Source organism: Fundidesulfovibrio putealis DSM 16056, assembly GCF_000429325.1.
GTDB lineage: Bacteria > Desulfobacterota > Desulfovibrionia > Desulfovibrionales > Desulfovibrionaceae > Fundidesulfovibrio > Fundidesulfovibrio putealis.
Window position 1 is genome coordinate 1 of sequence record NZ_AUBQ01000015.1, and the last position, 15,519, is coordinate 15,519.

The 15,519-nt window shown below is 64.0% G+C and carries 16 protein-coding genes; 4 read left to right on the forward strand and 12 right to left on the reverse strand.

Translation table 11 applies throughout. The features are described 5' to 3' along the window. The coding region (locus G453_RS0112530) for a GGDEF domain-containing protein (protein WP_205620067.1) at positions 1 to 1,213 on the forward strand (1,213 nt) is incomplete at its 5' end. A 225-nt stretch (positions 1,214 to 1,438) separates the two neighbouring features. Here G453_RS0112530 and G453_RS0112535 read toward each other — a convergent pair. The 10 genes from G453_RS0112535 to G453_RS0112580 form a co-directional block, all read right to left on the reverse strand. Further along, positions 1,439 to 1,843, reverse strand: a complete 405-nt coding sequence (locus G453_RS0112535; RefSeq protein WP_027191351.1) for a YraN family protein — start codon at positions 1,841 to 1,843, stop codon at positions 1,439 to 1,441. Then, on the reverse strand, positions 1,825 to 2,478 hold the full coding sequence (locus G453_RS23835) for a ribonuclease HII (RefSeq protein ID WP_051272380.1): 654 nt from the start codon (positions 2,476 to 2,478) through the stop codon (positions 1,825 to 1,827). Before G453_RS23835 ends, G453_RS0112535 begins: the two co-directional genes overlap by 19 nt. 112 nt (positions 2,479 to 2,590) lie before the next feature. Then, complete coding sequence (gene rplS, locus G453_RS0112545) at positions 2,591 to 2,944, reverse strand: 50S ribosomal protein L19 (protein ID WP_027191352.1); 354 nt, start codon at positions 2,942 to 2,944, stop codon at positions 2,591 to 2,593. A 40-nt stretch (positions 2,945 to 2,984) separates the two neighbouring features. Beyond that, positions 2,985 to 4,262 carry a tRNA (guanosine(37)-N1)-methyltransferase TrmD gene (trmD, locus tag G453_RS0112550; RefSeq protein ID WP_027191353.1) on the reverse strand — a complete coding sequence of 426 codons (1,278 nt, stop codon included), beginning with the start codon at positions 4,260 to 4,262 and terminating at the stop codon, positions 2,985 to 2,987. Between the two features lie 102 nt (positions 4,263 to 4,364). After that, positions 4,365 to 4,886: a ribosome maturation factor RimM gene (rimM, locus tag G453_RS0112555; protein WP_027191354.1), complete on the reverse strand. Its 522-nt coding sequence runs from the start codon at positions 4,884 to 4,886 to the stop codon at positions 4,365 to 4,367. 18 nt (positions 4,887 to 4,904) lie between these two features. Then, complete coding sequence (locus G453_RS0112560; RefSeq protein WP_027191355.1) at positions 4,905 to 5,138, reverse strand: KH domain-containing protein; 234 nt, start codon at positions 5,136 to 5,138, stop codon at positions 4,905 to 4,907. Positions 5,139 to 5,195: 57 nt separating this feature from the next. Continuing rightward, positions 5,196 to 5,441: a 30S ribosomal protein S16 gene (gene rpsP / locus G453_RS0112565; RefSeq protein ID WP_027191356.1), complete on the reverse strand. Its 246-nt coding sequence runs from the start codon at positions 5,439 to 5,441 to the stop codon at positions 5,196 to 5,198. Positions 5,442 to 5,529: 88 nt separating this feature from the next. Beyond that, positions 5,530 to 6,984 carry a signal recognition particle protein gene (ffh, locus tag G453_RS0112570; RefSeq protein ID WP_027191357.1) on the reverse strand — a complete coding sequence of 485 codons (1,455 nt, stop codon included), beginning with the start codon at positions 6,982 to 6,984 and terminating at the stop codon, positions 5,530 to 5,532. An 89-nt stretch (positions 6,985 to 7,073) separates the two neighbouring features. After that, a complete protein-coding gene (locus G453_RS0112575) occupies positions 7,074 to 7,307 on the reverse strand; it encodes a hypothetical protein (RefSeq protein ID WP_027191358.1) in 234 nt (77 codons plus the stop codon). 104 nt (positions 7,308 to 7,411) lie between these two features. Next, positions 7,412 to 8,608 (reverse strand): pyridoxal phosphate-dependent aminotransferase, encoded by a 1,197-nt coding sequence (locus G453_RS0112580; RefSeq protein WP_027191359.1) that lies wholly within the window; start codon positions 8,606 to 8,608, stop codon positions 7,412 to 7,414. A 203-nt stretch (positions 8,609 to 8,811) separates the two neighbouring features. Between G453_RS0112580 and G453_RS0112585 the strand changes: the two genes are divergently transcribed. After that, positions 8,812 to 10,794 carry a peptidase U32 family protein gene (locus tag G453_RS0112585; protein ID WP_027191360.1) on the forward strand — a complete coding sequence of 661 codons (1,983 nt, stop codon included), beginning with the start codon at positions 8,812 to 8,814 and terminating at the stop codon, positions 10,792 to 10,794. Between the two features lie 424 nt (positions 10,795 to 11,218). Here the strand turns inward: G453_RS0112585 and G453_RS0112590 are convergent, their stop codons facing one another. Then, positions 11,219 to 11,773 carry a DUF2939 domain-containing protein gene (locus tag G453_RS0112590; RefSeq protein WP_027191361.1) on the reverse strand — a complete coding sequence of 185 codons (555 nt, stop codon included), beginning with the start codon at positions 11,771 to 11,773 and terminating at the stop codon, positions 11,219 to 11,221. A 197-nt stretch (positions 11,774 to 11,970) separates the two neighbouring features. Here G453_RS0112590 and obgE point away from each other — a divergent pair, with 197 nt between their 5' ends. Together obgE and G453_RS0112600 are read left to right on the forward strand one after the other, a co-directional pair. Then, complete coding sequence (gene obgE / locus G453_RS0112595) at positions 11,971 to 13,017, forward strand: GTPase ObgE (protein ID WP_027191362.1); 1,047 nt, start codon at positions 11,971 to 11,973, stop codon at positions 13,015 to 13,017. Next, positions 13,014 to 13,631, forward strand: coding sequence for a YajG family lipoprotein (locus tag G453_RS0112600; protein WP_027191363.1), 618 nt, complete (start codon positions 13,014 to 13,016; stop codon positions 13,629 to 13,631). The genes obgE and G453_RS0112600 overlap by 4 nt, the downstream gene beginning before the upstream one ends. 146 nt (positions 13,632 to 13,777) lie before the next feature. Here G453_RS0112600 and G453_RS23840 read toward each other — a convergent pair whose 3' ends face one another. Further along, positions 13,778 to 15,439 (reverse strand): cache domain-containing protein, encoded by a 1,662-nt coding sequence (locus tag G453_RS23840; RefSeq protein WP_051272381.1) that lies wholly within the window; start codon positions 15,437 to 15,439, stop codon positions 13,778 to 13,780. Positions 15,440 to 15,519 lie beyond the last annotated feature (80 nt).

The following is a 15,519-nucleotide window of genomic DNA, read 5'->3' on the forward strand; positions in this document are numbered from 1 at the left end:
GATGGTCGGGGTGAGGGGGAGAATGGAACTCGAAATACGCACGATTCTGGTGATGGTCGCCATATTGGCGCTCATGCTGTCTGGGCTTCTTGCGCTTGCCGGGCTGTATGTTGGCGGCATTCGCGGCATATGGCATTGGGCGGCAGCCAATCTGTGCATCAGCATCGGGATAGGAACCTCCTACTTTTTCGATGAGTTCACTCCTGGATACGTATGGGCCGTGGTGGTCGGGTCGACCTTGATGGCGGCCGGGATCAGTCTGCAATTCACGGGCATACGGCAATTCTCCGGAAAACCAAGTCATTGGCGCGTTGCGCTGGCTCTCTGCGTTCTGGTGTGTTTGCTGAACGTCTGGTTCAGGGTCATTCACCCTGAACCGAGCGCACGGGCCATGGCCAACGCGGTCCTGTTCACAGTGGGGTACGTCGCCTGCGCCCGCGAGTTGTTGATTCGTATCGAATCCCCCCAGAGGACCGCATATTGGGTGACAGGTGCATCGTTCGCGTTCATGGCGGTACTCATGATAACCAGATTGCTGGTGATCGGTTTCGATCACCAAGGCGACTATGCTTTGTTTGAAAACACGGCAATAAATCAAGCGTCGTTCTTCCTGGGGATTTTGATTCAGCTCTGCGTGACATTCGGCTTCGTACTGATGATAAACTACAGGCTCATCGCGGATATTCAGAAAATTGCATCACGGGACGGGCTGACCGGGGTATTCAACCGGCGTCGCCTGGAAGAGGAGGCCGCCCGTCTGGTGGTGCGTTGCGGACGGACCGGGGACGCGTTGACCGTGATGATGCTGGATGTCGATCATTTCAAGGAGGTCAACGACCTGTACGGTCATCAGACAGGCGACGAAGTGCTGAAGCGGTTGGCAGCAGTCGCGCAGGCATCAGTCCGCACGGATGATTATCTTGCCCGGTACGGCGGTGAGGAGTTCTGCATTCTGTTGCTCGCCACGACGGAAGAAGACGCGCTGTCTCTGGCCGAGCGGCTGCGCAGAAACTACGAGGACATGGAAATAGTGTATTCCGGCAAGACGATTCGCAGCACCATCAGCATCGGTGTCGCGGACTCATCTCATGTGGGACTTGATTTCGAGGCGCTTGTGGCAGCTGCGGACTTGGCACTGTACCGCGCCAAGGAACAAGGCCGCAACCGCGTGGTGGCGCACTCCAGCCTTGCTCTCGCACCATCTGCGAGCTGACCCGGCTCCCAGCGAAGCGAACTGAGGGTCCAGGGGGATCATCCCCCTGGCGGGAGAGTGCAGAGAGGGCGGAGCCCTCTTTGCCCGCCGGAGGCTCCTACTCTTCTCTTGTAGGCGTTCTCAAGGTACGTTCTTGCAGTTCATGAATCCAAGCCAAGAGAACCACTAATTTGATTATTGAAAAACATATTCATGTTTTTCAAAAATACGACAGTCGCTCTTCTCTTACCAGGGCTGCCAGCCCCGGCCACCCCTGGCGGCATCGAAATCGGCCTGGAAGGCGTCGGGCAGATGCTCGGCCTTGAGCCTGCCGCCGGTCTTGACCACGCTCACCACATCGAAGCGGCAGGGATGCGCCCACAGATCGTTCACCGACAAATACTCGCTGGCGGCTTTCACGATGCGCTTTCGCTTGCGCAGGTTCACTGCGTCGGTGCCGACGCCCAGGCTCGAGTCCGCGCGGGTCTTGACCTCCACAAACACCAGCGTGTCTCCGTGGCGGCAGATGAGGTCCACCTCGCCAAGGCGCGTGCTGTAGTTGCGCGCAAGGATGCGCAGGCCAAGCGACGTGAGCAGGCGCGCCGCCTCGTCCTCGCCTTCGCGTCCAAGCGTCAGATGCCCGGCAGGCATCCCTGGACTCCAGCTGAGGGCTTCTCGGGCAACACGCCCCGGAAGGTGAGGCGGTGCTGCGGGCAAGGGCCGAGGGCGCGCAGCGCGGCCAGATGCACGGCCGTGCCGTAGCCCTTGTGCACGGCCAGGGCGTAGCCGGGATAGCGGCGGTCCAGGCGTTCGAGCAGCCGGTCTCGGAAGGTCTTGGCCAGGATGGAGGCCGCCGAGATGGCCGGTTCGAGTGAATCGCCTTCGATGATTGCGCGCTGGGGCAAAGGGGAGACCAGCAGATGGACGGGGATGGTCTTGTTGCCGTCGATGAGAAGGGAATGGGGCTTGAGCTTCATCACGGCCACGGCGCGGGCCATGGCGTGGAAGGTTGCCTGAAGGATGTTGATGCGGTCGATCTCGGCTGGCCAGATCACGCCCAGCCCCCAGGCCACGGCCTGGGCCTTGATGGCGGGCTCCAGGGCGGCGCGCCTGGCGGCGGTGAGCTTCTTGGAGTCGTTCAGGCCGGGCAGATGGAAGGCTTCGGGCAGGATGACCGCCCCGGCCACCACGGGGCCAGCCAGACAGCCGCGCCCGGCCTCGTCCACACCTGCGTGATTGGGGGCAGGTGAGGGATGGGGAAGGGGGGAGGCGGGGGAGTCGGGCATGCTGGCTCCTGAAAAGAAAACAGGGAAAAACCTTCCGTTGCCGGAAGGCTTTCCCCCGGCCCCCTGATGTTGTCGCGAGGCCGGGGGCGGGCCGAAAATCGCGAAAGATCGCCTAGTTGTTCCAGGCGTTCTTGGACTTGATGCGGGAAGCCTTGCCCTTGAGGTTGCGCAGGTAGTACAGGCGCGAACGGCGGACCTTGCCCTCGATCATCACTTCAACGCGCTCGATGAAGGGAGAATGCATGGGGAAGATGCGCTCGACGCCGACGCCGTCGGAGACCTTGCGAACGGTGAAGGTGCTGTCGGTGGTGCCCTTGCGGACCCTCAGGACGGCGCCCTGGAAGACCTGGATGCGTTCTTTCTCGCCTTCCAGAATGCGGAAATGCACCTTGACGGTGTCACCGGGCTTGAACTTGGGCATGTCCAGGCGCAGGTGCTCGGTTTCGATCTGACGGATGATGTTCATTGCCTGTCTCCTTCCTTATGACTGGGCTTCACCGGGAAGCTCAAAAAATGTCTCCGAGTATGCGGTCCGTGAGGATCGCGGCGGCGGCCCGCACCGAAAGGTGGTTGTAGCCGCCGAATGGCCTTACCGGGCTTATCTGGCCGTGCGTCAGGGCCAGGGCTTCGGGCGCGAGTCCCGATCCCGTTCCCAGCACCAGAAGCACCGGGCGTTCCCCGAGGCTTTGTCGCACTCCCTGCGGGGTCACGGCTCCGTCGGGGCGGGCGCTGGTGGCCAGCACCAGGGGGTCCTGTCCGCTGCTGTCGCGGACCTGGGCGATGGCGTCCTGCAGGGTCGCCGTCACCCGGACCATCCCGAGGGCTTCGGCCCTGTCGGGGTTTCCCTTTCCGCCCGCTCCGGCGGTCCAATGTCCGAGGAGTGTGGCGGCCAGGGCCTGCTGGTCTTCCAGAGGGGTGACCGCAAAAAATCCCGCAAGTCCATATGTTCGGGAAATGCGGGCTATATCGTGCAGGTCGAGGTTGGTCAAGGACACAGTGACCGTATGCCCGAATTTATTCAGCACCGGCCCGTGAACCAGGGCGAGATGGAGGTTGCGCGCCAGATGCGTGCGCGGCTTTTCAGCCAGAAATGTGCGGTCCTGCGGGGTGAGGGGCGCGTCGGCCAGGATCTCGGGGCGCCTTGCGAGTGTTTGCAGGAGCGACTGCTCGCGCCGCCAGGAGCGGACCTTGGCGTGGTCGCCGCCAAGCAGGATGTCCGGCACCGTGAGGCCCTCGTAGGTCTCCGGGCGGGTGTAGTGGGGATATTCCAGCAGGCCGTGGGAGAAGCTCTCCTCGTCGCCGGATTCCTCCTTGCCCATGAAGCCTGGGAGCAGGCGCGCCACGGACTCGATCAGGCACAAGGACGCAGCCTCGCCGCCTGAGAGCACGAAGTCGCCCGCCGAGACCAGCTCGATGGGGAAGAGCTGCAACAGGCGCTCGTCGATGCCCTCGTAGCGGCCGCACAGGATGGTCAGATTGGGCTCGGCGGACAGCTCGCGCGCGAAGGATTGCGTCAGCCTGCGCCCACGCGGCGAAAGCAGCAGCATCCGGCCGGGGGTCTCGATGGACTTAAGCGCCCGCGCCAGCGGGTCCAGGGCCATGACCATGCCCGGCCCGCCGCCGTAGGGGCGGTCGTCCACGGACTTGTGCTTGTTCAGGGCGAAGTCGCGCGGGTTCACCAGATTGAAGTCCACGATGCCTTGCTCGCGGGCCTTGCCCATGAGGGCGCAGGACAGCGGGGAATCGTAGAATTCCGGGAACAGGGAGAGGATGGTGAAGCGCATGCGTTGGTCCAGGGCGCCGGGCAGGCGCTAAGAGAATTGCCCCTGGGGAAATTCCCCGGAAGAAAAAGGCGGCGCGGGATACGTGCCGCCTGCACCTGGCTGCTACAAATCCAGAAGCCCCGGCGGCGGGTTGATGGTGATCCTGCGCGCGTTGGCGTCGATCTCCGGCACGGTTTCTTCATGGGCGGGCAGCAATATCTCCTTGCCGTCCGGACCACGGATCACCCACACGTCCTGGCCGGGGATGTCCATGAAGCTCTCCAGCACGCCGACCTTGGAGCCGTCCAGCAGTACCACGTCGTAGCCGACGATCTCGTGCAGGTAGACTTCCCCTTCGTCGAGCTCAGGCAGGTCTTCCGGCCGCACCACCACCTCCATGCCGCGCAGGGCATCGGCGGCGTCGCGGTCGGCCACGCCTTCGATGGTCAGCAGGAGCCGTCCCTGATGAGGGCGGCAGCTGAGAATGTTGACAGGGCGCTCCTGCTTGCCGGGCGCGCGAAACCACACGCGCGCGCCGGGCGCATAGAGCGAGGGGGAGTCCGCGTGGTTTGCCACGTGGAACTCCCCCCGGATACCGTGAGGTTTGATCACCTCGCCGATGACCACCAACTTGGCTTGAGTCAATCCGTGGCCCTCCTGGGCTTATTCCAGGATCTCCAGCACCGAGCGCTTGCGCATCTTGGTGGACGCCGCGCCCAGAATGGTGCGCATGGCTCTGGCCGTGCGTCCCTGCTTGCCGATCACCTTGCCCAGGTCCTCTTTGGCGACCTTGAGTTCGATGACGGACGTCTGCTCGCCTTCGATTTCCTTCACCGAAACGGCATCAGGATTATCGACCAGCGATCTGGCGACGTACTCGATCAGATCTTTCAACATGTGACGCCTCCCGTGTGGTTGCACGCGACCCGGCGCCGCATCGTCAGAAGCGACGGACTACGACTTGATGCCGGCCTTGCGCAGCAGGGCTGCGACGGTGTCGGTGGGCTGCGCTCCGCAGGCGATCCACTTGGCGACCGCTTCGGCGTCGATCTTGATGTCTGCGGGCTCGACCATCGGGTTGTAGTGTCCGACGTACTCCAGGGCGCGGCCATCGCGGCGGGTAGCGCTGTCCATGGCGACGATGCGGTAGAAGGGACGTTTTTTGCAGCCCATTCTGGTCAGTCTGATTTTCATAGCCATACTAATTCACCCCCGATGAGGATATGTAACGAGTTTTCAACTTCTGGCAAGTCCGCCTTCCCGTGATGAGGAGAGGCGCGTCCCGGCCCTAGCGCTTTTTGTTCTTCTTTTTGCGCTTGTCCCTTTCCTTCTTCTTCTTGGTGGGGCTGCCCTTGCCGGACATGGCCGTGGCCATGCTGCCAAGGCCGGGCATGCCGCCCATGCCACCAGGCATGCGCCCGCCCGGCATGGCGGGCATCTTGCCGCCGCCACCCATCATGCGCTGCATCATCATGCGCATCTGCTCGAAATTCTTGAGGAGCCCGGTCACGTCGCCCACCTGCACGCCGGAGCCCTTGGCGATGCGCTCCTTGCGGCTCTGGTTTATTATCTTGGGCTCGGTGCGCTCCTTCTTGGTCATGGAGCCGATGATGGCCTCCAGGCGGGCCATCTCCTTCTCGGGCATCTGGATCTCGCCCAGCTGCTTGGTCAGCTTGCCCATGCCCGGGATCATCTTGAGGATGGTGTCCAGGGAGCCGAGCTTCTTGACGCGGCGCATCTGGGTGCGGAAGTCGTCCAGGGTGAACTGCGCCTGGCGGAGCTTGCGCTCCATGTCGGCGGCTTCGCCCGCGTCGAACTCTTCCTGCGCCTTCTCGATGAGCGAGAGGATGTCGCCCATGCCCAGGATGCGCGAGGCCGCGCGGTCCGGGTGGAAGATCTCCAGGTCGGAGGCCTTTTCGCCCACGCCCACGAACTTGATGGGCTTGCCGGTGACTTCCTTGATGGAGAGGGCCGCGCCGCCTCGGGCGTCGCCGTCCATCTTGGTGAGCACCACGCCGGTGATGTCCAGGCGGGCGTTGAAGCTGTCGGCCACGGTCACGGCGTCCTGGCCGGTCATGGCGTCGGCCACGAACAGGATCTCGTGGGGGCCCACGGCGTCCTTGATGGCCTTCAGCTCGTCCATCAGGACTTCGTCGATGTGCAGGCGGCCCGCAGTGTCCAGGATGATGGCATCCAGGCCCTGGCGCTCGGCCTCGGCCACGGCGTCGCGGCAGATGTCCACCGGGTTCATGCCCGGCTTGGACGGATACGCCGGGAGGTCCAGCTGCTGGGCCAGCTTGTGCAGCTGGTCGATGGCCGCAGGGCGGTACACGTCGGCGGGCACGAGATACGGCTTGCGCTTGTGGTTGCGACGCAGCCACAGGGCCAGCTTGGACGTGGTGGTGGTCTTGCCGGAGCCCTGCAAGCCCACCATCATGATGATGAGGGGCTTGTGGCGGAAGTCCACGGTCTGGGCTTCGCCGCCCAGCAGCTGGAGAATCTCGTCGTGGACGATCTTCACCACCATCTGGCCGGGCGTAAGGGACTTGACGACGTCCTGGCCCAGGGCGCGTTCGCGAACGCGCTCCGTGAAGGCCTTGACCACCTTGAAGTTTACGTCAGCTTCAAGCAGGGCAAGGCGAACCTCGCGCAACGCCTCCTGGATGTTGGTCTCATCCAGACGGGCGTGGCCGCGTATTTTCTTGAATACCGACTCTAAGCGGTCTTGCAGGCTTTCGAACATGGTCCCTTCTTACTTGGCGAAAAAATTAAGCCCTCCCGGCTAACGCAGCGGGGAGGGCCTGTCAAGTTTTAAGTTGTCCAGGCGGGGTGCTAGCTGCCGAGCTTCTCTTTCATGCACGCCAGGAATTTGTCCCTGGGCCTGTTTCCTTTGACGCTATCGCAGCAGGATTCAATGGCCCTGTCAATGGCGTCTGAGGAGAACTTCTTCCCAAACGCCTCCTGGATGGTTTTCTTGATGTATGCTTTCTCGTAGGACTCCGAACAAGACACAAATCCAGCATCAACACCTTTCTTCAACTTGTTGTCGACATCATCCCAGCTCATAGGTCCTCCCGATAGGAATTTGAGCCTATGATAGCATGTCGTATTGGATTTGCAAGTGTGTTGTTGGCGATTTGCCGATACAATATCGGCTTGCGATATGGTGGTTACTTCATCTCCGCCGCAATGATCGCCCGTGCGAACCCTTCCGCCGCGTTTTCGATCACCTTCTGGTCCACGCAGAAGGTCAGGCGGAAGTATCCAGGCATGCCAAACCCCGTGCCCGGCACGGCCAGCACCCGCTGCTCGCACAGCTTGGCCACGAAGGCGATGTCGTCGCCGCCGGGGGCTTTGGGGAAGAAATAAAACGCTCCGGCGGGCATGGAGAACTCGTACCCGGCCTCGGTGAGCACCCTGGCCATGGCGTCGCGCCGCTCGGCGTAGATGCTGGCGTCCACCTGATGGCCCAGCGATTTCAGCAGCAGGGTCTGGCCGATGGCTGGCGCGTTCACGTAGCCCAGGATGCGGTTGGCGAACACGATGCCGTTCATCAACTCTTCCTTGCCGGGCATGTTGGGTGCCAGGGCCACGTAGCCGATGCGCTCGCCCGCCAACGACAGGTTCTTGGAGAACGAGCTCACCACCACGGTGTACGGATAAATCTTCGGCAGCGACGGCACCACGGCGTTGTCGTAGGCCAGGAACCGGTACGGTTCGTCGGCCAACAGCAGGATGGGCTTCTCGCGTTTTTCGTTCAGGACCCTCAACCCTCTGGCCAGCTCCCGCAGGGTCTCTTCTGAGTAGATGCAGCCCGTGGGGTTGTTGGGCGAGTTGAGCATCACCACGCGGGTCTTGTCCGTGATGGCGGCCAGCATGGCGGGCACGTCCAGGTCGAAATTCGGCGGGGCCGCAGCCACGGTCACCAGCTTGCCGCCGTGGTTGCCCACGTAGAAGCCGTATTCCACGAAGTAGGGGCGCGGGCAGAGCACTTCGTCGCCCTGGGTCAGCACCGCGCGGAAGAAGGCGTTGATGCCGCCCGCAGCGCCGCAGGTCAGCAGCAGGTCGGTTCCCTCGAACTTAACGCCCTGTTCCTGGCTGACCTGTTTGGCCAGCGCCTCGCGAACGTGGGGGTACCCGGCGTTTGGCATGTAGCCGAAGGCGAAGGGCTCGCCAGCGCGCGCGGCCAGGTCGGACAGGCACTCGCCCACCACGGGCGGGGCGGGCAGGTCCGGGTTGCCCAGGCTGAAGTCGTACACGCGGTCGTTGCCGTGCAGCTTCTTCATCTCCGCGCCCTGCTCGAAAATCCGCCTGATCCAGGAACCCTTGGACAACGCCTCGCTTATCTCGGTCGACAACATGCTCATGGCCTGCTCCGTTTGTGCTTGAATGAAGCACGACCTCTATCCTGCCCCGGCGCATACTTCAAGCTTGCCAGAATCTCAGGAAGTGGCTATGTACTCCCCGCCTCTTTGAAAACCGCGCCCTTGCGGGCGTTCATTATGCGTTGCCGGCTCCCGCCGCCCTGGCGGGTCTTTTTGAACCAGTTTCCATCCATTGCGTACGGACTATGAACCACATTCCAGACATCCTCGCTCCAGCCGGTGACGCCAATTCCTTCCTGGCCGCCATATCCGCAGGCGCTGACGCCGTGTACTGCGGCCTCAAGCATTTTTCCGCCCGCATGCAGGCCGAGAACTTCTCCATACAGGAACTCGCAGGCCTGACCGCCCTGGCCCACGACAAGGGCCGCAAGGTCTACGTGGCCATGAACACCCTCACCAAGGCTGGCGAGGAGGGCAAGGCCGGTCGCCTGGCCGACCGTCTGGCCAAGGTCGTCAAGCCCGACGCGCTTATCATCTCTGACCTGGGGCTGGCCGACGTGACCCGTCAGGCCGGATTCACCGGCGAGCTGCACCTCTCCACCCTGGCCAACGTCACCTCCCAGACCTGCCTGTCCGTGCTGCCGCAGCTCGACATCAGCCGCGTGGTGCTGCCGCGCGAGCTCGGCGTGGACGAGATGCGCCTCATGGCCGACGCCTGCCCCGAGGGCGTGGACCTGGAAGTGTTCGTGCACGGCGCGCTGTGCCACAACGTGTCCGGGCGCTGCTGGTGGTCCAGCTTCCTGGGCGGCAAGTCCGGCCTGCGCGGACGCTGCGTGCAACCCTGCCGCCGCGTGTTTTCCCGCAAGGGCCAGCCGGGGCGCTACTTCTCCTGCCAGGACCTCTCTCTGGACGTGCTGGCCAAGGCCCTCTTGACCATCCCCCAGATCAAGGCCTGGAAGATCGAGGGACGCAAGAAAGGCCCGCATTACGTGTTCTACACCACCACGGCCTACCGCATGCTGCGCGACTCCCCGGATGATCCGCAGGCCAAGAAGGCCGCGCTCTCCTACATCGAGCAGGCCCTGGGCCGCCCGACCACGCACTACGGGTTCCTGCCCCAGAAGCCCCGCAACCCCGTGGACGCCCAGTCCCCCACCGGCTCCGGCATGCTGGTGGGCCGCCTGACCATGAGCGAGGCCCGCCGCTACTTCGTCAACCCGCGCCAGCCCCTGCTCCCCGGCGACCTCCTTCGCCTGGGCTACGAGGACGAGGCCGGGCATCAGGTGGTGCGCGTCTCCCGCACCGTGCCCAAGGGAGGCCGCTACGACCTCACCCTTGCCGGAAAAGGCAAGGAGCGCCCCCGCGCTGGCATGAGCGTCTTCCTCATCGACCGCCGCGAGCCGGAGCTCGGCAGGCGCATCGCCGCCCTGGAGTCCGAGCTGCGCAAGTATCCCGAGGTCAGCTCCGTGGAGTCCTCCTTCCAGCCCGTTGTGCCCAAGCCCTACAAGGCCCCGCGCGGCGTTCGCGCCGAGTCCGTGCACATCTGGCGCCAGCCCCCCAAGGGCCCGGCCAAGGGCGCTGCCGGCGTGTGGGTCTCCGCCACCAAGACGCAGCATCTGCCGCTCGGGCGCGCCGCGTCCACCTGGTGGTGGGTTCCGCCCGTCATCTGGCCCAACGAGGAAAAGGACTTTCTGGACATCCTCGAAGTCATCCTCAAGCGCGGCGGTAAGCGCTTCGTGCTGAACGCGCCCTGGCAGACCGGACTCTTCGGCAACCGCAAGCGCCGCGAGATGGAGCTCTGGGCCGGGCCGTTCTGCAACCTGGCCAACCCCTTGGCGCTTGGCAAACTCAAGGAGATGGGTTTCGACGGCGCGATCATAAGCCCCGAACTCTCCGGCGCGGACATCCTGGACCTGCCCCGCAAGAGCCCGCTGCCGCTCGGCATCGTGGTCTCCGGACTGTGGCCGCTTGGCATCAGCCGCACCATGACCCAGGAAGTCAAAGCCTGCGAACCCATCGTCAGCCCCAAGGGCGAGACCTGCTTCGTCACCCGCTACGGCCAGAACCACTGGATTTACCCCAACTGGGAGCTGGACATGCGCGACAAGGAAGAAGCACTGGTCAAGGCTGGATTCCTGCAGCTGATCCATATGCGCGAGCCCATGCCCAAGAGCATCGAGCGCAAGGATCGCGGCTGCGTGTTCAACTGGGACATCGGCGTGATGTAAGAGCGGGGCGCTGCCCCGGACCCCGCTGGGCTCCGCCCAGACCCGGCGGGCTCCGCCCTGCACCCGCCAGGGGAGAAGCCTCCCCTGGACCCGGCTTTTAGCTTCGCGTCGTGTGCGGGTGACTGGTGTTGGACGGGGGGGAGGGCAGCGGGTGTGAACCGCCGGGAACGCCCAAAGCGGCTTATCCCGGCGGATCGCCATCGCCGAAGACGGCGATTTCAAGAGAAAAGCCCGTAAATGCGGCTTTGCGCATTTACGGGCTCAAGAAGCATGACTCTGATGTGTAACTATTCGTTACGCGAAGCCCACTGAGGGTCCAGGGGGATCATCCCCCTGGCGGGTGCAGGGCAGAGCCCTGCCGGGGTTTGGGGCAGCGCCCCAATTCTCTTTGCCCGCCGGAGGCGTCTTCATCCTCCAGCTTCTCCTACGCATTGGGCGGCGCTATCGGCTTCACTTCGATGTCCGAGAGCAGCCATTTGGTGCCTTGGCGGGTGAAGACCAGCTGAAGAACGGCGTTGGGGCGAATCGGCGCGCTGACCACGTAGCGGTCGAAGCCGAGGAGTTCGGTGCTGGCCTGGGCGAAGAGTCGCTCCGAGGGCGTGCGCGGGTTTTTGTTCGGGGGCGTGTGCGCACCGGCTGCCGCGCCTCGCAGGAGCGCCAGCACGCCTTCGGGCGTGGCGAGGTTCTGGGTGATCGCGCCCAGCACCGAGTCGGCCAGGGCCTGGCCGAGCATGCCGAACAGGCCGGAAAGTCCGGGCTGGGCGTCTGGTCCCAGCGGGGCAGGGAGCTTGGCGGCCTCGCGGTTTTTCAGGTTGGAGCGCAGGGCCTGCGCGTCCAGCCAGGGGGCCAGCAGTGCGGGGTCGTCGCGGTCCACGGCCAGTTGCACGGCCTGGAAGGCCTTGGACGGCTGGACGTAGAGCCAGGCTCCGCCCACGGCCATGGCGGCTATCAGGACGCAGAGTATGATTGTGTTGCGCATGTTTCTCCCGCTGTTTCGGCTCTTGCCGGAATAATGTGAATGTGCCGGGGCCGTTTTGTTTCTATGCTCTCAAGATGGAAAATCATCAAGGAGCAGGGCGGGGCTTTCCGGATGGGCAGCGGGCAGGCCGTTCGCTTGACTTCAGGCAGGCAAGGGCCGTATCGGGCCATCGATCAACAAGGACAGAGTGAACATCCATGCGTTTTATCGACGAAGCAAAAATTTACGTTTCTTCCGGCAAGGGCGGGCGAGGCTGCATCGCTTTCCGCCGTGAGAAGTTCATCCCATACGGCGGCCCCAACGGCGGCGACGGCGGCAAGGGCGGCGATGTGATCTTTCGCGTGTCCCCGAACCTTCTGACTCTGTACGACCTGCGCGTAAAACGCCGCTACATGGCCAAGAACGGCCAGATGGGCCTGGGCAGCCAGTGCAACGGCAAGAACGCCGACGATCTGGTGGTGGAGGTGCCGCGCGGCACGCTAATTTATGAATTGAACGAGGATGGCACCGAGCATCTGGCCGCCGACCTGACCGAGATCGGCCAGGAGTGGATCGCGGTGCACGGCGGGCGGGGCGGCAAGGGCAACATGCACTTCAAGACCTCCACCAACCGCGCCCCGCGTTTCGCCCAGCCGGGCGAGGAAGGCCAGGAGAAGAACCTGCGCATGGAGCTTCGCCTGCTGGCGGAGATAGGCATCATCGGCCTGCCCAACGCGGGCAAGTCCACGCTCATCTCGGCTGTCTCTGCGGCCAAGCCCAAGATCGCGCCGTATCCCTTCACCACGCTGACCCCCAACCTGGGCGTTCTGCTCGGCGAGGACGGCATGCAGCTGGTGGCGGCGGACATCCCGGGGCTGATCGAGGGCGCGCACGAGGGCCAGGGCCTGGGGCATGATTTTCTGAAGCACGTCTCGCGCACCAGGGTGCTGGTGCACCTGCTGGCCGCCGAGGAGACAGAAGGGGACGACCCCTTCGCCGGGTTCTCCCTGGTGGACGACGAGCTGGTGCGCTACGACCCCGGCCTGGCCGAGCGTCCGCAGCTTCGCGCCGTGAACAAGATCGACACCCTCTCGCCCGAGCGGCTGGCCGAACTGAAGGCCCTCGCCAAGGAGAAGGGACTGAGCGTCAGGTTCATCTCTGCCAAAGAGGGCAACGGGCTTGAGAAGTTGGTTGAAGAAATGTGGGCCGTGACCGCAAAACTGAAGGAATCCGAATCGGAATCAGAAAAGGAGCAGCAAGCATGAAACGCATCGCCACTCTTCTGACGGCGCTTGTTCTGGCCGGCCTGCTGGCGGCCTGTTCCGGGGTGCAGCCCCAGAGCGTGAGCCTCCACCCCGAGGTGAAGTCCCCCACGGGCAACGTGGGCAAGGGCAAGACCCTTGCCTTCAAGGTGATGGACGCCAGGGTGGACAAGGTGGTGGGCTACCGCAACGCCGACGGCGGGCGCAGCGCCCCCATCACGGTGGAAGGCGAGTTGTCCAGGACCGTGGGCGAGGCAGCCGAGCGCACGCTGGGGGGACTTGGCTTCAAGCCCGCTCCCTTCAAGGAGAACGCGCCCCTGTCCCTGGTGATCACCATCCGGGAACTGAACTACAGCGCCAAGGGCGAGACCGTGACCCGCAAGATCGGAGTCAAGGCCGTGCTGTCGGCCCGCGTGATCAACGGACCCGGACACTGGGAAGGCTCCTTCCCCGTGGCCCAGGAGAAGGAAGTGGTCACCGCCCCGGACGAGACCGCCAACGCCCGCTTCATAAACGACGTGCTTTCCGAGTCGCTGACCATGCTGCTGTCCGATCCCGAGATGGTGCAGTACATGGCCAAGGACTTCCTCCAGAACAAGACCATCACCGGGGAGTAACCCCCCGGTATAGCTGGCGGGGATCGGGGCCATTTCCTCCGTTTCGGGGGAAGAGTCCCGGTCCTCCCGGCTTGGTCAGCCCTTTTTCCAGCCGCACGCCCTGCTTCGGGGCATTAAGGCGCGCCCGCCCGACATGCACTTCGCGTTCAGGTATATTCCTGCATCATGACGGACAGGTCCGGTGTCTGCTCGGGGAGCAGCATGCGGATGGTCGTCCCCTGGCCCACGGCGCTCTCCACTGTTATGCTCCCTCCGTGTTCCTGCACGATGCGGTTGGCCTTGGTGAGCCCCATGCCCACGCCTACGGGCTTGGTGCTGTAGAACGGGTCCAGGACGTACTGGAGCTCGTCCTCGGGGATGCCGCAGCCGTTGTCCGACACGGCGATCTCCACGTCCTGGCTCCCATCCGTGCCTGAGCGCACTCGGGCGGCCAGCCGGATGCGTCCTCCTTCGGCGGGCAGCGCCTCCACCGAGTTGGTCACCGCCTCGCACAGGGCCTGGCGCAGAAGCTCCGGATCGGCGAACGCCTGCAACCCGCCGGGCAATACCTCCACCTCCCAGACCGCACTCTTCCCCATCTTGAGCGCCAGCTGTTCCCCGGACTGGGCCACGCCGGAAAGAACGTCCCCGATTGAGGCCTTCTCCAGCCGCCCCAGGCGGATGTTGCTGTATTCCTTCACGGCTGCGGTGATGTGCTCGATGCGCCGCGCCGCCTCGATGATTCCGTCCAGGTATTCCAGGTAGGATTGGCGCATGCTCGGCTTCTTGACCAGAAGACCGGCCAGCCCGCCGATGATGGTGGTGGGGTTTCTCAGCTGGTGCGCCACGGCGGAGGAGATCTTCTGCAGGCTCTCGATGCGCAGCGCCACCTGCGTTATGACCTCCTGCCCGGCCCGCTTGGCCTCCTTGAGGGCCTCTCCCGCCAGATGGGCCTTTTGCTCGGCCTCGTCGCGCCGGGCTTTTATCTCCTGAATGTTCTGGCGCAGCACCACGGTCATGCGGTTAAGCGAGGCCTGAAGCCTGGAGGCCTCGTCGCGCCCGGAATCGTCCAGGCGCACGGACAGGTCTCCGGCGGCGATGCGCTCGGCTGCTCCGGTGGCCTCGGCCAGGGGCCGGGCCACGCTGCGCGCGATAATCAGGCAGGCCAGGGAGAGCACCACCACCATGGCCGCGAACACCGCCGCCGACCCGGTGAAGGCCCGGTTGAAGAGGTCCGCCACCATGGCGGCCAGCACGGCCTCCTCCTTGGCCACTTTGTCGATGTACACTCCTGTGCCCACCCACATGTCCGTGCCGGGGATCATCTCCGAGTAGGACAGCTTGCGCTCCAGCTGGCCGGAGGGCTTGGGGAACGTGTAGAGGACGTATCCTCCGCCCGCATGGGCTTGGCGGGAGAGCTCGCGCACGTAGTACACGCCGCTCTGGTCCCTGAAGTCGTTCAGGTCCTGGCCGACGAGTTCGGGGCGGGGAGGCAGGGCGATGTTGGTGGTGCCGGTGTAGACGAAATAATAGCCGGAGGCGTCCTCCTCGAAGCGGACCTGCTCGACCAGGGTCCGGGCCAGTTCTTTTTGTTCCTCGGGGGTGCGGGCGTAGGTCATGGCCTTGGCCAGGGCCATTGCCATGGTGTGGGCTGCGGTCTTGATTCTGCTTTTTTCGCCCTGGAGCATCACTGACTGGGTATGCTCCACCACCAGCACTTCCAGGCGCGAGGCGATGGCCGACACGAAGAACAGCGCGGCGGCGGCGAACAGGACCACGAGTCCCACCAGACCCAGCAGTCTGGCGGCAATGGAGATACGCCTGAGCATGACATCCCCCGATGGTTTCCGGTGACGGTCATGCATTCGATAGCACGAAACGCTCGGGAAATCATCGGGTTCCTTACGAA

Bases quoted from the DNA above. Each gene is read 5' to 3' on its own strand.
- G453_RS0112535 (WP_027191351.1), bottom strand. From the start codon at position 1,843: ATGCCTGCCGGGCATCTGACGCTTGGACGCGAAGGCGAGGACGAGGCG.
- G453_RS23835 (WP_051272380.1), bottom strand. From the start codon at position 2,478: ATGCCCGACTCCCCCGCCTCCCCCCTTCCCCATCCCTCACCTGCCCCC.
- rplS (WP_027191352.1), bottom strand. From the start codon at position 2,944: ATGAACATCATCCGTCAGATCGAAACCGAGCACCTGCGCCTGGACATG.
- trmD (WP_027191353.1), bottom strand. From the start codon at position 4,262: ATGCGCTTCACCATCCTCTCCCTGTTCCCGGAATTCTACGATTCCCCG.
- G453_RS0112560 (WP_027191355.1), bottom strand. From the start codon at position 5,138: ATGTTGAAAGATCTGATCGAGTACGTCGCCAGATCGCTGGTCGATAAT.
- rpsP (WP_027191356.1), bottom strand. From the start codon at position 5,441: ATGGCTATGAAAATCAGACTGACCAGAATGGGCTGCAAAAAACGTCCC.
- ffh (WP_027191357.1), bottom strand. From the start codon at position 6,984: ATGTTCGAAAGCCTGCAAGACCGCTTAGAGTCGGTATTCAAGAAAATA.
- G453_RS0112575 (WP_027191358.1), bottom strand. From the start codon at position 7,307: ATGAGCTGGGATGATGTCGACAACAAGTTGAAGAAAGGTGTTGATGCT.
- G453_RS0112580 (WP_027191359.1), bottom strand. From the start codon at position 8,608: ATGAGCATGTTGTCGACCGAGATAAGCGAGGCGTTGTCCAAGGGTTCC.
- G453_RS0112585 (WP_027191360.1), top strand. From the start codon at position 8,812: ATGAACCACATTCCAGACATCCTCGCTCCAGCCGGTGACGCCAATTCC.
- G453_RS0112590 (WP_027191361.1), bottom strand. From the start codon at position 11,773: ATGCGCAACACAATCATACTCTGCGTCCTGATAGCCGCCATGGCCGTG.
- obgE (WP_027191362.1), top strand. From the start codon at position 11,971: ATGCGTTTTATCGACGAAGCAAAAATTTACGTTTCTTCCGGCAAGGGC.
- G453_RS0112600 (WP_027191363.1), top strand. From the start codon at position 13,014: ATGAAACGCATCGCCACTCTTCTGACGGCGCTTGTTCTGGCCGGCCTG.
- G453_RS23840 (WP_051272381.1), bottom strand. From the start codon at position 15,439: ATGCTCAGGCGTATCTCCATTGCCGCCAGACTGCTGGGTCTGGTGGGA.